At 64.3% G+C, this 13,385-nt stretch carries 12 protein-coding genes; all 12 read right to left on the bottom strand.

What is annotated here, in order from left to right:
* Positions 1–4: 4 nt before the first annotated feature.
* Complete coding sequence (locus HAP41_RS22040; protein WP_166097077.1) at positions 5–1,555, bottom strand: ABC transporter substrate-binding protein; 1,551 nt, start codon at positions 1,553–1,555, stop codon at positions 5–7.
* A gap of 150 nt (positions 1,556–1,705) precedes the next feature.
* A protein-coding gene (locus HAP41_RS22035) for an IS630 family transposase (protein ID WP_166063189.1) occupies positions 1,706–2,652 on the bottom strand; the annotation gives its coding sequence in 2 pieces (ribosomal slippage) (positions 1,706–2,313 and positions 2,313–2,652; 948 coding nt in all).
* Positions 2,653–2,923: 271 nt separating this feature from the next.
* Positions 2,924–5,182 carry a DNA topoisomerase IV subunit A gene (gene parC / locus HAP41_RS22030; protein WP_166097078.1) on the bottom strand — a complete coding sequence of 753 codons (2,259 nt, stop codon included), beginning with the start codon at positions 5,180–5,182 and terminating at the stop codon, positions 2,924–2,926.
* Between the two features lie 60 nt (positions 5,183–5,242).
* Positions 5,243–5,521 carry a hypothetical protein gene (locus HAP41_RS22025; protein WP_071913189.1) on the bottom strand — a complete coding sequence of 93 codons (279 nt, stop codon included), beginning with the start codon at positions 5,519–5,521 and terminating at the stop codon, positions 5,243–5,245.
* A gap of 104 nt (positions 5,522–5,625) precedes the next feature.
* A complete protein-coding gene (gene recO / locus HAP41_RS22020) occupies positions 5,626–6,378 on the bottom strand; it encodes a DNA repair protein RecO (RefSeq protein ID WP_166097079.1) in 753 nt (250 codons plus the stop codon).
* A gap of 140 nt (positions 6,379–6,518) precedes the next feature.
* Positions 6,519–6,899 carry a hypothetical protein gene (locus HAP41_RS22015; protein ID WP_028150631.1) on the bottom strand — a complete coding sequence of 127 codons (381 nt, stop codon included), beginning with the start codon at positions 6,897–6,899 and terminating at the stop codon, positions 6,519–6,521.
* 21 nt (positions 6,900–6,920) lie between these two features.
* Complete coding sequence (gene era / locus HAP41_RS22010) at positions 6,921–7,847, bottom strand: GTPase Era (protein ID WP_085399877.1); 927 nt, start codon at positions 7,845–7,847, stop codon at positions 6,921–6,923.
* Positions 7,837–8,703: a ribonuclease III gene (gene rnc, locus HAP41_RS22005; RefSeq protein WP_166097080.1), complete on the bottom strand. Its 867-nt coding sequence runs from the start codon at positions 8,701–8,703 to the stop codon at positions 7,837–7,839. The genes era and rnc overlap by 11 nt, the downstream gene beginning before the upstream one ends.
* A complete protein-coding gene (gene lepB, locus HAP41_RS22000) occupies positions 8,700–9,464 on the bottom strand; it encodes a signal peptidase I (protein ID WP_014494746.1) in 765 nt (254 codons plus the stop codon). The genes rnc and lepB overlap by 4 nt, the downstream gene beginning before the upstream one ends.
* Positions 9,465–9,713: 249 nt before the next feature.
* The gene (gene acpS / locus HAP41_RS21995) at positions 9,714–10,133 is read right to left on the bottom strand and encodes a holo-ACP synthase (protein ID WP_014494745.1); all 420 of its coding nucleotides are present in this window, start codon (positions 10,131–10,133) and stop codon (positions 9,714–9,716) included.
* Complete coding sequence (locus HAP41_RS21990) at positions 10,130–10,882, bottom strand: pyridoxine 5'-phosphate synthase (RefSeq protein ID WP_166097081.1); 753 nt, start codon at positions 10,880–10,882, stop codon at positions 10,130–10,132. The genes acpS and HAP41_RS21990 overlap by 4 nt, the downstream gene beginning before the upstream one ends.
* 45 nt (positions 10,883–10,927) lie before the next feature.
* Positions 10,928–13,213, bottom strand: a complete 2,286-nt coding sequence (locus HAP41_RS21985; RefSeq protein ID WP_071913178.1) for a RelA/SpoT family protein — start codon at positions 13,211–13,213, stop codon at positions 10,928–10,930.
* Positions 13,214–13,385: the final 172 nt, after the last annotated feature.

Here is a 13,385-nt window from a genome sequence, read left to right as displayed (position 1 = left end):
CGCGTTACTTCTCAACGTTCCAGAACACCGGGATCGCGGACGGTATCAGACCACGCAGGGTGGCGCGATAGGCCGCCGGCTGCGCAAACTGGCCCCACGGGATCGCGGGCGCCTGATCGTACATGACGCTCTGAATCTCGCCGGCGATTTTCTTGCGATCTTCCTCGGCAGGTGCCTTGGCGAAGGCTTCCATCAGCGGCGTGATGCGCGCATCGCATTGCCAGCCGGTGAAGTCGGCGCAGTTGAAGGCGACCATGACGTTGGTCAGCGGCGAGCCCAGGTCAAAACCGCCGGCGTGGACGCCATAGACGCTCCAGCCCTCCTTCTTGGCGCGGCGCGCCAGCACACTCGCCCAGTCCATCACCTGGAGATCGACGTTGAACCCGGCCTGCTTCAGCCGCTCGGCCAGCACCTGCGCCGAGACACGCGGGGCTTCGAGGTCGTTGGCTTCCATGACGACCACGGGCTCGCCGGCATATTTGGTCGCCTTCAGCGCAGCTTTCGCGGCTTCAATCGACGTCTTCGCGGCGGCTTCCGTGCCCGCCTTGCTCTCATAGGTGGTGCCGCAGGTGAAGAACGTCGCGCAGGGAGCCGCGTATTTGGCATCGAGCCCGAGCGCATCCAGCACCTCGCGCTGGTCGACCAGCTTCCACAGCACGCGGCGAATTTCCGGATCATCAAACGGCTTCGATGCGGCGTTGAGACGATAGGCGCCGGCGAACATGTTGCCGCCGGTGAAATTGACCAGCTTGACGCGGGAATTCTTTTCCAGCTGCGGCAACAGATCGAACGGCGCATATTGCATGAAGTCGACCTCCCCGGCCTGCAGCGCGGACGCGGCGGTCGCACCATCAGGGATAACGCGGATCTCGAGCGTGTCGATGCCGACGCGCTTGCCGCCGGCGAGGAAATCGGCGGGCTCGGGGCGCGGCACATAGTCGGCGAATTTCTTCAGGATCATGCGATCGCCGGTGCGGTGATCGGCCTTGCTGTAGACGAACGGGCCGGAACCGATGATCTCCGTGATGCGCTGGTCGCCGGGTGTTTTCGCGATGCGCTCGGGCATCATGAAAGCGACCGGGCTGACGGGATTGCCGAGCGCATCGATCACGAGGCCGGACGGCTCCTTCAGCGTCAGCACGAAGGTTTTCGCATCCGTCGGCTCGAGCGAGGCCGTGATCGCGAAGATGCGACGGCCGAGCGCGCTGCGGGTGCCCCAGCGGCGCAGCGACGCCACGCAATCGGCCGCCGTGACCGGCTGGCCGTCATGCCATTTCAGGCCGTCGCGCAGCGTGAACGTATAGGTCAATCCGTCGGATGAGACTTTCCAGTCCTGTACCATCTGCGGCTTGATGTCGCCCTTGGAGTCTTTCGCAAAGAGCGTGTCGAACACCATGTAGCCAAACGTGCGCGAAATGTAGGCCGTGGAAAAATGCGGATCGAGCGTGACGATCTCCGCCTCGAGCACTGCAACGAGATTGCCCGCCGCATGCACGGGCGCCGCGACCAGCGCGAGGCCGAACAGCGCCGGAATAAAAGCCTTCAGTTTGAACATTGTGCCTTTTGCTTCTTCTTGAGAGTTCATTTGCAGGCAAAGAAAAAGCAATGTTCGTGCCCGATCGACGCAGGCACTTATGCGCTCACGCCTATCTGCCAAGCGTTTGCGCCACACTCGCTGTCATCGCCCGCCTAGAGCGTTTTCCGATCACGTTGCGTCGTAACCAGCCGCGACGAGATAATTTTGACATTCCTCGGGTGAGAAGCGTTTGAGAGCGTTGGCGATTGCTTGCCAGAGATCGGGCATGGTGCGGGCTGCGGCGGTCCGCAACAGCGCTTTCAGTTTGGAGAAGGCCATTTCAATCGGGTTGAAGTCTGGACTGTAGGGCGGAAGATAGAGCAGGCTAGCTCCGACCGCCTGGATGGCCTCTCGAACGCCATGGACCTTGTGAGCGGGCAAGTTGTCCATGATAACGGTATCGCCCGGCCGCAGCGATGGGGCGAGCAATTGCTCGACGTAGGCCAGGAAAGCGTCGCCATCCATTGGACCGTCCAGAACAAGCGGCGCGATCAGACCGTCGGAGCGCAATCCAGCGGTGAACGTCGTCGTCTTCCAATGTCCGTGTGGGATAGCTGCACGACATCGCTCGCCGCGTGGCGAGCGCCCGTAACGCCGCGCCATTTTGGTGTTGGCGCTGGTTTCGTCGATGAAGACGAGACGCTCAGGGTCAAGGTCGATTTGCCCTTCGAACCACTCCTCACGTGCGGCATTTATATCGCCGCGCCGTTGCTCGGCGGCGTGCGCTGTCTTTTTTTAAGTGTGATCTTTCTGCGCTGGAAAAAACGCCAGAGCGACGCGATGCCAGTCGATATTCCATGACGTTTCAACAGTTCTCGCAACTCGGCAAGCGTGATATCCGGCCTCGCTGTCACCGCCTCCAGAATCAATTGCGAATGCGCTTCGATGCGCTGCGATTTGCGGTCACCGCCCTGGCGTTTAGGAACGATGTCGCCAACTTTCTTGAGGCGAGCGCGCCAGCGGATCGCACTGGCCGCGCTGACACCAAAGCGCTCAGCAGCCTGTCGACAGGACATGCCACCGTCAATCGCGGCTACCACCCTTTGGCGAAGATCAACCGAAAGCGCCCTGGCCATACATGCTGGCCTCCCTCGCCAGCATGCAGCTTGAATCTGACTCGCGCCGTTTTGGGAATCCCCACCCGATTCTTTCCGGTCGGAAAATGCTCTAGTGCGCAATTGCGCACAGAGGCGGGCGATCCAGTATTCCGGAGAGGGACGTGATGAAACCGAGAAGCCGCGGCGTACTGGATGCCCCGGTCAAGCCGGGGCATGACACCTGTGTTGTGGCGTCCCGGCTCTGCGCAGCAGCGTTTCACGCTGCAGCGCATCCGGGACACGAGCCTGCTTACCCGATCACCTTGCCGAACTTGTTCGACTTCGGGAAACCCTTCGGCGGCATGCGGCCGGCATCCGCACGGGTGCCTTGCCACTCGGCGAGCTCCTTCATGGTCGCGGAGAATTCGCGGCCGGCGGAGTCCTTCCAGGTCAGGCCCGCCTTGGCCTCGAACACGGCGACGTCGGACAGGCCGCCGTCCTTGTACTTCTGCAGCCGCACGCCGCGACCGCGGGCCATCTCCGGCACCTGGTCGAGCGGGAAGATCAGCATCTTGCGGTTCTCGCCGATGACCGCGACGGTGTCGCCGATCACCTCGGTGACCGTGCGCGCCTCGTTCGGCATGTCGACGTTGAGGACCTGCTTGCCCTTCTTGGTCGTGCCGACGCAATCGTCCTCGTTGACGACGAAGCCCTGGCCCTCGTGGCTCGCGACCAGGAATTTGCGCCCGCCCTTGTTGACGAACAGCGCGACGGGAGCGGCCTCCTGCTCGAGGTCGATGAACAGACGGATCGGCTCGCCATGGCCGCGACCGCCCGGAAGCTTCGCAACATCGAGCGAGTAGAATTTGCCGTTGGTGGCGAACAGCAAGAGCTTCGAGGTCGTCTCCGCGAAGAAGGCAAAACCGAGCTTGTCGTCTTGCTTGAAGGCGAGCCCCGAGAGATCCTCGACATGGCCCTTCATGGTGCGGATCCAGCCCTTGTCGGAGACCACGACCGTCACCGGCTCGCGCTCGACGAGGGCTTCTTCCATCGCGGCGAGGTCGTGCTCGGGCGCATCCGCAAAGGTGGTGCGGCGCTTGCCGAGCGGCGTCTTCGGTCCGAACATGTCGCGGACCTTGCCGACCTGCTCGCCGACTTTCTTCCACTGCTCGGGCTCGGACGCGAGCACCGCGTTGATGCCCTTGAGCTCGGCGCGGAGGTTCTTGTCCTCGGTGCGGATCTCCATTTCCTCGAGCTTGCGCAAGGAGCGCAGGCGCATGTTGAGGATGGCTTCGGCCTGCACCTCGGTGAGCTTGAACGCTTTCATCAACGCCGGCTTCGGCTCATCCTGGGTGCGGATGATCCTGATCACCTCGTCGATGTTCAGATAGGCGATCAGCAGGCCGCCGAGGACTTCCAGCCGGTGCTCGATCTGCGCCTTGCGGTAATTGCTGCGGCGGATCAGCACGTCGCGCAGATGGTCGAGCCATTCGCGCAGGCACTCCGCGAGCCCCACGACCTTGGGGATGCGGCCCTTGATCAGCACGTTGAGGTTCAGCGGAATCTTGTTTTCGAGCTCGGTCAGCCGGAACAACGATTCCATCATCAGGGCGGGATCGACGTTCTTCGACTTCGGCTCGATCACGATGCGAACGTCTTCGGCCGACTCGTCCCTGATGTCGCCGACCAGCGGCAGCTTCTTCTGGTCCAGCAGCTCGGCGACCTTCTCGATCAGGCGCGACTTCTGCACCAGGAAGGGGATCTCGGTGACGACAACGACCCAGGTGCCGCGCGTACCCTCTTCCTGCTCCCATCGAGCGCGAACACGGAACGAGCCGCGACCCGTCGTATAGGCTTCAGCGATCGCCTGCTTGGAATCGACGCAGATGCCGCCGGTCGGGAAATCCGGTCCCTTCACCCACTTCAGCAGCGCCTTTGATTTCGCGTCGGGCTTCTCGATCAGGTGCAGCGCGGCGTCGCAGAGCTCGGCCGCGTTGTGCGGCGGGATCGAGGTCGCCATGCCGACCGCGATGCCTTGCGCGCCGTTGGCAAGCAGGTTCGGAAAGCCGCCGGGCAGCACGACCGGCTCTTTCGACTGGCCGTCGTAATTGGGCCGGAACTCGACGCCGTCCTCGTCGATGCCCTCGAGCAGAAGCCGCGCGACGTCGGTCATGCGCGCTTCGGTGTAGCGGTAGGCAGCCGGGTTATCGCCGTCGATATTGCCAAAATTGCCCTGGCCGTCGACCAGCGGGTAGCGCGAGGAAAAGTCCTGCGCGAGGCGCACCATGGCGTCGTAGATCGCCTGGTCGCCATGCGGATGGAACGAGCCCATCACGTCGCCGACGATCTTGGCGGATTTCTTGAACGCCGTGCCGGGGTCGAGCCTGAGCAGGCGCATGCCGTAGAGAATGCGCCGGTGCACCGGCTTCAGGCCGTCGCGCGCATCCGGCAGCGCGCGGTGCATGATGGTGGAGAGCGCATAGGCGAGATAGCGCTCTTCCAGCGCCTCACGCAGCGGCACCTCGTGAATTTCGGCCGGTTCCTCCGGCGGAATCAATCGTTTTCCCATGCCGCCCGGTTAAACCGTGGAAGCGAATCGGGCAAGGATCGATTGGTTCCCTGTGGGCGGCTATTGCCCTGCCCAGCCGGCGGTCACTGGCTGCTGGGTCTTGGCTTGCGCGGTGACCGGCGCATTCGTCAGGCAACGCCGGGCGACCTCGATTTCGGCCTCCGTTGCCCCCTTGGACCGCGCCCAACTCTCTGCGGCCGCAGCGGAATATTTCGCCACGTAATACCGGATCACGGTGCAGGATGCCCGGCGAAAGACACCCGGTTGCGGCTCGCCAGCCACGGCGTCAGGCGCGAACGCAAGCAACGCCGCCGACACGGCGAATCCCTTGATCAACATTTTTGGCTGTCCCCGTTGTGGAACCCTGCGAGGGCCAATTCAGCCAGGCGGATTTCGTTCCCGGGAAATATCATGCCCGCGGGCAAGGCAGAGGCGCCCTCAGGTCATGGCGCCGGAATAGCCGCCTTCGCCTGCTGCCGCGTCAGCGCATTGATGAAGCCGGCGCGCGCGTCGGAATGGCCCTGGCCGCGGGGCTCCAGCACATGGCGCAGCAGGAACAGGCCGGTGAGCCGGAAGCCATCCTGGAGATCCTGGTCGGTGAGGTCGCTCGCGGCCTCGCCACGACGCAGGAACGGCGGCAGGCGCAACAGCCGGTCGCGCCACGGTTCGCCGGCCCCGCGCGACACCGCGCCGCCGGATTTCGGCGAGACATAGATCAGGTCCGCGGTCTCGCCGGTCACCGCGCAGTTTTCCAGCGCGAGCCCGAAGCCGAGCTCGGCGAGCATCGCCAGCTCGAAATGGATGAGGTGCACGGCGGCACTGCCGATATCGTCGAAATCTTCGAGCGAGTGTTCGAGCATCGCAAAGATGTCTTCGTGCGGATCGCGCTCCGGCAGCAGCCGCGCAATCGAGGCGAGATGGGTGACGCCATAGACGCCGTGGGCGGATCCCAGCAGCGTCGCCGCGCGCAGCTTGAGGCCCTCAACCGCATAGGTGCCGAGATGCTCGTCGAGCCGCGCCCGCCACACCACACTGACGCTGTTGCCGGGCTGCAAGAGCGGCCGCATCCGCGAACCGGCGCCACCGCGCACGAGGCCGAGATGCCGGCCGTGCGCACGCGTCAGCAGCTCGACGATGGCGCTGCTCTCGCCATGCTGTCGCACGCCCAGCACGATGCCTTCGTCGGTCCATTCCATGGAACGGAGCTTATCGCATTTCAGGTGAGTGTAGGACGGGCAAAGCGAAGCGTGCCCACCAATTTGATCCGCAGCGCGATTATGGTGGGCACGGCGCGCAAGGGCGCGCCTTTGCCCACCCTACGGCATCGCGCAAGACGTTAGGCGTTGAACCAGCCCTGGGCGTCGCCGCTGAACGAGAAATACAGCCCCATCGCGGTCAGCACGCAGGAGACGATCTCGATGACGCTGTCGAGCTCCAGGCCCTTCTCGCCGATGATCTGGCCGAGCGAGATCACGGACAGCACGAGGGCCGCCGCCAGCACCCAGCGCGGCCAGTTCTTGCGCCAACGCGCAGCCAACCAGACGAAATAGACGAGCAGCAGGATCATGCCGCCGGCGAGCATGGTCGCCATCATGATCATCTGCTCGGTCATCTCGGCATTGGGCGTGCGGTCCTGCACCGCGACCGACAGGGCATCCAGCATCAATGACGCATAGAGCAGCGCTTCGAAGCGCCGGACGTTGCTGGGTACGCTCATCGGAGACCGATCTTTTCTTGGTTATTCTTTGGGAAATTCCAGGCCCATCTCGCGATAGCGATCGGGATCGTCGCCCCAGTTCTCGCGCACCTTGACGAACAGGAACAGGTGCACCGGCACGCCCAGGATCTCGCCGATCTCCTTGCGCGAGTCCGCGCCGATCGACTTGATGGTGGCGCCGCCTGCGCCGAGCACGATCTTGCGCTGGCTCTCGCGCTCGACGAAGATCGTCTGCTCGATGCGCACCGACTTGTCCTTGCGCTCCTCCCACTTGTCGGTCTCGACCGTGGATTGGTAGGGCAATTCCTGGTGCAGCTTGCGATAGATCTTCTCGCGCGTGATCTCGGCCGCAAGCTGCCGCATCGGCGCGTCCGACATCTGGTCTTCGGGGTAGAGGAACGGGCCCGGCGGCACGATTTCGGCCAGCGTATGCCTGAGGTCGTCGACGCCGTCGCCCGAGATCGCCGCGATCATGAAGGTCTTTGCAAAGGCCATGCGCTCGTTGGCGGCCTGCGCCAGCGCCAGCAGCTTCTCGCGCTGGACCAGATCGACCTTGTTGATGACCAGGATCTTCTCGTGCTTGACGCTGGCGACCTTGGTGAGGATCGCCTCGGCCTCTTCATCAATCCCGGCCTTGGCGTCGAGCAGCACGCAGACGAGGTCGGCGTCGTGCGCCCCGCTCCAGGCCGTCGAGACCATGGCGCGGTCGAGCCTGCGCTTGGGCAGGAAGATGCCGGGCGTGTCGACCAGGATGATCTGCGCGTTGTCCTCGATGACGATGCCGCGGATCAGCGCGCGCGTGGTCTGCACCTTGCGCGAGACGATCGTGACCTTGGCCCCGACCAGCGCATTGACCAGTGTGGATTTTCCGACATTTGGCGCGCCGATCAGCGCAACGAAGCCGCAGCGCGTTGCGGAGGGCGCTTCGCCGCTTGCTTCAGCCGTCATTGCCGCCGCCAACACCTTCACGTTCAATCATCACTGAGGCCGCCACCTTCTCCGCTGCACGCTTGCTGCCACCGATGCCTTCGGCCGACGCCAATCCCGGCAGATCCACCGCGACGCGGAACTGCGGATCGTGATGCGGGCCGGTGCGCTCGACCTCGCGGTAGACAGGCGTCGGCAGCCCCTTCCCCTGCGCCCATTCCTGCAGCACGGTCTTGGGATCGCGCAAGGGACGCCGCGGCTTGTGCATGCGTTCGGTCCAGTTGCGCCTGACGAATTCCGCCGCCGCCGCGTAGCCACCGTCGAGGAAGACGGCGCCGATCACGGCCTCGCAGATGTCGCCGAGCACGCTCTTGCGCAGGCGGGCATCGGCGCTCGGCCCGACCGAACCGAGCTTGACGTCGTCGAGCAGACCGAGCGACTTGGCAACGTCGGCGCAGCTCTCCTTGCGCACCAGTTCGGCAAGTCGCTTGGACAGCTCGCCCTCGTCGGCATTCGGGAAGGCGTGATAGAGCATGTCGGAGACGACGAGCCCCAGCACGTGGTCGCCCAGGAATTCCAGCCGCTGATAGCTGTCGCCGCGCTTGCGCCCGGACTTCAGCGCCGAGACATGCGTGATCGCCTGCATCAGCAGATTCGGATCGGCAAAGCTGTGGCCGATGCGCGCCTCGAGCGCCGCGTTCGCATCCGAGGCCTTGGCCTTGCTGCTGCGCACCCGCTTCTTCTTTGCAGGCGTCTTGGTTTCAGGTGTCTTGGTTTCAGGCGTCTTGGTCGCAAGCGTCTTGGTCGCAGCTTCGCCGTCGGCGCCCGCCGCGGGCTCGGTCGATTGGATCGGGATGTCCTTGGCTTCGTCTTTCATCGGACGATTTTGAAGAAACGGTTCCAGCGCACCGCCCAAGGCCAGCGCCAGAACATCCAGGCATGCTCGCCTTCGGCGATGGAGAAGAAGATCATCTGGGCGCGGCCGATCAAATTCTCCTGCGGCACGTAGCCGACCTGGCCGAGGAAGCGGCTGTCGGTGGAGTTGTCACGGTTGTCGCCCATCATGAAGAAATGGCCCGGCGGCACGTTGTAGACGTTGGTGTTGTCCATGTAGCCGTTGTCGGCGCAGTCCAGCGTCTCATAGGACACGCCGTTCGGCAGCGTTTCCTTCCAGCGCTTCACCCGCGAGATGCCCCCGCCTTCGGAGCCGCAGGGATCCTCGCCGACAAATTCGCTCATCCGCTGCCGCTCGACCGGAGTGTCGTTGATGTAGAGCAGCCCATCCTTCATCTGGATGCGGTCGCCGGGAAGGCCGATGACGCGCTTGATGTAGTCGGTGGAGTCGTCCTTCGGCAGGCGGAACACGACGATGTCGCCGCGGTTCGGGTCCGAGCCCCAGATCCGCCCCGAGAACAGCGGCGGCGAGAACGGGATCGAGTAGTGGCTATAACCGTAGGAATATTTCGAGACGAACAGATAGTCGCCGACCAGCAGCGTCGCCTTCATCGAACCGGACGGGATGTTGAACGGCTGGAACAGGAACGTGCGGATCACGAGCGCGATCAGGAGAGCATGGATCACGACGCGGATCGTTTCGCCGACGCCGCTTTCAGTTTTCGTTCCCGAGGTCACGCTCATTGCTCTCTCAATTCCGGCCGGCGATCACAGAGCGCCCTCCTCCGCGAACAGCCCATCGCTTCGCGGCCCAAGGAGGTTGTCCTGATTCTGATAATGAGGGCTAATTCCGGCGTAAAGCCGAATTCGCCCAGCCTGATTTGCGTTCGCGGACTTTTAGACGGTTGTCGGGGGCCACGCAATCAAGGATCGCATCAAAACTGCATAAGACATTGATTTTTAATGTGAATTATAAAAACAGCCCGCCGACGGTCAGGGCTTGGCCAGCGGCACCGCGGAAATGATTACGAAGGCCTGCGCCAGCGGCCAGTCGTCGGTGATCGACAGGTCGATTTTCGCCTCGAACCCCTCGGGCGTCAGGGCCTGGAGCCGGGCCAGCGCCCCGCCCGTCAACTGCATGGTCGGCCGCCCTCCCGGCAGGTTGACCACCCCCATGTCGCGCCACCAGACACCGTTCCGGATGCCGGTGCCGAGCGCCTTCGAGCAGGCCTCCTTGGCCGCGAAGCGCTTGGCGTAGGTTGCAACCACCATCTTCTCGCTCTTGGCGCGCCGCTCCGCCTTGGCCCGCTCGGCCGCGGTGAAGATGCGGTCGAGGAACCGTTCGCCATGGCGCTCGATCACCTTGCCGACGCGGGTGATGTCGATCAGGTCGGAGCCGATGCCGATGATCATGCCCGGCTCCGGCCACGGTCCATCGCCGCGCGCATGCTGCGCACCGTCTCGGCGAGCCCGACGAACAGCGCCTCGCCGATCATGTAGTAGCCGATGTTGAGCTCCATGATCTCCGGCAGCGCCGCGATCGTCTCCGCTGTCGCGTAGTCGAGCCCGTGGCCGGCATGGATTTCGAGCCCGGCTTGCTTCGCCAGCTTCACCCCCGCCACGATCCGCTTCCACTCCGCCTCGGCCTTGTCGGTATGACCGTCGACGACGGCGTCGCACCAGGCGCCGGTGTGGATCTCGATCACGGGCGCCTTCAGCCGCGCCGCCATCTCGATCTGCGCGGGATCGGCGGCGATGAACAGCGAGACCCGGATGCCCGCATCGTTCAGCCGCGCGATGTAGGGCGCGAGCGCATTGTGCTGGCCGACGACGTCAAGGCCGCCTTCGGTCGTCACCTCCTGGCGGCGCTCCGGCACGAGGCACACCGCGTGTGGCTTGGTCGCGAGCGAGATCCGCATCATGTCGTCGGTCGCCGCCATCTCGAAATTGAGCGGCCTGGAGATCTCGGCCTTCAGCCGCGCCATGTCCTCGTCGCGGATGTGGCGGCGATCCTCGCGCAGATGCGCGGTGATGCCGTCGGCGCCGGCCTCGATCGCCAGCAGCGCGGCGCGCACCGGATCGGGATGGCGGCCGCCGCGCGCGTTACGCACGGTTGCGACGTGGTCGATATTGACGCCGAGGCGGAGCGGAGAAGCGGACATTTCAGGACTCACGAAATCAGGGAGATGGACGCATGCGAGAGGCGTCTATCCATTAACACGTTCGACACGGGCCACGACCGCCTTGGCGCGCAACTGGGCGAGGATCGCGCTCAGATGCTTGAGATCGTAGACCTCGAGGTCGATCGTCGTCTCCGTGAAATCGGGCGAGCGGCGCTGCATGCTGATGTTGTCGATGTTGCCGTCGTGCTCGGCGATCACGGTCGCGATCTGTGCCAGCGCGCCGGGCTCGTTGACGTTCTCGACCTTGATACGGGCCGGGAAGCGCTGCGGCGCGGAATCCTCGATGTCCCAGCGCACGTCGAGCCAGCGCTCCGGCTCCTCCTCGAAATCCTTCAGGGCCGGCGCCTGGATCGGGTAGATCGTGATCCCCTCGCCCGGCGTGACGATGCCGACGATGCGGTCCCCGGGCACGGCGCCGCCGTTCGGCGCGAACTTCACCGGCAGGTCGGAATTGATGCCGCGGATCGGGATCGCGACCGGGCTGCGCGGCGGCTCCGACGACTTCTCCCTGAGCTTGGCGGCGAGCCCCTTCTTGACGCCGTAGCGCGCGATGCGCTCCTCCTTGTAGTCGGGATACATCGCACGCGCGACGTGGGAGGCCTTGATCTCGCCGCGGCCGACCGCCGCCATGACGTCCTCGATCGAGGTGCGCGCCAGGCGCGGCAGCGCGCCCTTGAGCTTGTCGTCGGCGTATTCGATCTTGGCGCGCTCGAACAGGCGTTCGACGATGCGCCGGCCGAGACCGACATATTGGTCGCGCACCGCCGTCCTGGTGGCGCGGCGGATCGCGGCGCGCGCCTTGCCGGTGACCGCGAGCGTTTCCCAGGCCGAGGGCGGCGCCGCTTGCGCCTCCGAGGTCAGCACCTCGACCTCGTCGCCGTTCTGGAGCTCCGAGGACAGCGGCGCGAACTGGCCATTGATCTTGCAGCCGACGGCGCTGTTGCCGACGTCGGTGTGCACGGCATAGGCGAAGTCGATCACATTGGCATGGCGCGGCAGCGCGATCAGCTTGCCCTTCGGGGTGAAGCAGAACACCTGGTCGTGGAACAGCTCGAGCTTGGTGTGCTCGAGAAATTCCTCGGGGTTGGCGCTCTCCGAGAGGATGCCGATGGTATGGCGCAACCAGGCGAACGCATTGGACTCGCGCTTGAGAAACTCGGTCGGCGAGCCCACGTCTTCCTTGTAGAACACGTGTGCGGCGATGCCGCGCTCGGCGATCTGGTCCATCGCCTCGGTACGGATCTGCAGCTCGACGCGCTGGTTGCCGGGGCCGATCACCGTGGTGTGGATCGAGCGGTAGTCGTTCTGCTTCGGCGTCGAGATGTAGTCCTTGAAACGCCCGGGCACGACCGGCCAATTGGTGTGGACGATGCCGAGCGCGCGATAGCAGGCCTCGATGTCGTTGACGACGAGGCGGAAGCCGAAGATGTCGGACAATTGCTCGAAGCCGACCGACTTGCGTTCCATCTTGGTCCAGATCGAGAACGGTTTCTTGCGGCGGCCATAGACCCGCGCGCCCAGCCCCCGGTGGCGCAGATTGTTGGAGAGCTGGTCCTCGATCTCGCCGATCAGGTTGCGGTTGCGCTCGGCGAGCGCGTCGAGCCGCTGCATCACCACCGAATAGGCTTCGGGATCGAGGGTACGGAAGGACAAATCCTCCAGCTCCTCGCGCATTTCCTGCATGCCCATGCGGCCGGCCAGCGGCGCATAGATGTCGAGCGTCTCCTCGGCAATGCGCCGTCGCGACTCCGGCGGCACGAAGTCCAGCGTACGCATGTTGTGCAGGCGGTCGGCGAGCTTGACCAGCAGAACGCGGACATCGTCGGCAATGGCCAGCAACAATTTGCGCAGGTTCTCGGCCTGCTTGGCCTCGCGCGACACCAGCTCCAGCCGCTTCAGCTTGGTCAGGCCCTCGACCAGCGCGCCGATCTCGGGCCCGAAGATCTGGTCGATCTCGGCACGCGTCGCCTCGGTGTCCTCGATCGTGTCGTGCAGCAGGGCGGCCACGATGGTGGCGTCGTCGAGCTTCAGATCAGTGAGAATCGCCGCCACTTCGAGCGGGTGCGAGAAATACGGATCGCCCGAGGCACGGGTCTGCGAGCCGTGTGCCTTCATGGCATAGACATAGGCGCGGTTCAGCAGGTCTTCGTTGGTATTGGGATTGTAGGACCTGACGCGCTCGACGAGGTCATATTGACGCATCATGCGCGCGCGAGGCTTGGCCGGGCGCCCCACCGGCGCAGTCGGGGCCACGGCAACCGATTCGGTTGCGGCCAGCATCTGCGTTTGTCTCCGGCGCCGATACACCATGCCATCCTGCCTTCAAACGGACCATGAGCTGCCCGTTGCATACATCTTAGCCCCGATCGCGCGTGCGTCCGATCAATTCGGTGACAGGCGCGCAACGCGATACGGCAACGCTATGGTAACCACGAAAACGCCAACAAAAGCAAAGGCCCGAACACGGGTTCGGGCCTTTGAT

Source organism: Bradyrhizobium barranii subsp. apii, from assembly GCF_011516635.5.
GTDB lineage: Bacteria > Pseudomonadota > Alphaproteobacteria > Rhizobiales > Xanthobacteraceae > Bradyrhizobium > Bradyrhizobium barranii.
Note: the sequence above shows the minus strand (reverse complement) of the source record. Positions and strands in the feature narration are given on the sequence as shown.

Excerpts from the sequence above, each read along its gene's own strand:
- HAP41_RS22040 (WP_166097077.1), bottom strand. The coding sequence starts at position 1,555 with ATGTTCAAACTGAAGGCTTTTATTCCGGCGCTGTTCGGCCTCGCGCTG.
- parC (WP_166097078.1), bottom strand. The coding sequence starts at position 5,182 with ATGGGAAAACGATTGATTCCGCCGGAGGAACCGGCCGAAATTCACGAG.
- HAP41_RS22025 (WP_071913189.1), bottom strand. The coding sequence starts at position 5,521 with ATGTTGATCAAGGGATTCGCCGTGTCGGCGGCGTTGCTTGCGTTCGCG.
- recO (WP_166097079.1), bottom strand. The coding sequence starts at position 6,378 with ATGGAATGGACCGACGAAGGCATCGTGCTGGGCGTGCGACAGCATGGC.
- HAP41_RS22015 (WP_028150631.1), bottom strand. The coding sequence starts at position 6,899 with ATGAGCGTACCCAGCAACGTCCGGCGCTTCGAAGCGCTGCTCTATGCG.
- era (WP_085399877.1), bottom strand. The coding sequence starts at position 7,847 with ATGACGGCTGAAGCAAGCGGCGAAGCGCCCTCCGCAACGCGCTGCGGC.
- rnc (WP_166097080.1), bottom strand. The coding sequence starts at position 8,703 with ATGAAAGACGAAGCCAAGGACATCCCGATCCAATCGACCGAGCCCGCG.
- lepB (WP_014494746.1), bottom strand. The coding sequence starts at position 9,464 with ATGAGCGTGACCTCGGGAACGAAAACTGAAAGCGGCGTCGGCGAAACG.
- acpS (WP_014494745.1), bottom strand. The coding sequence starts at position 10,133 with ATGATCATCGGCATCGGCTCCGACCTGATCGACATCACCCGCGTCGGC.
- HAP41_RS21990 (WP_166097081.1), bottom strand. The coding sequence starts at position 10,882 with ATGTCCGCTTCTCCGCTCCGCCTCGGCGTCAATATCGACCACGTCGCA.
- HAP41_RS21985 (WP_071913178.1), bottom strand. The coding sequence starts at position 13,213 with ATGGTGTATCGGCGCCGGAGACAAACGCAGATGCTGGCCGCAACCGAA.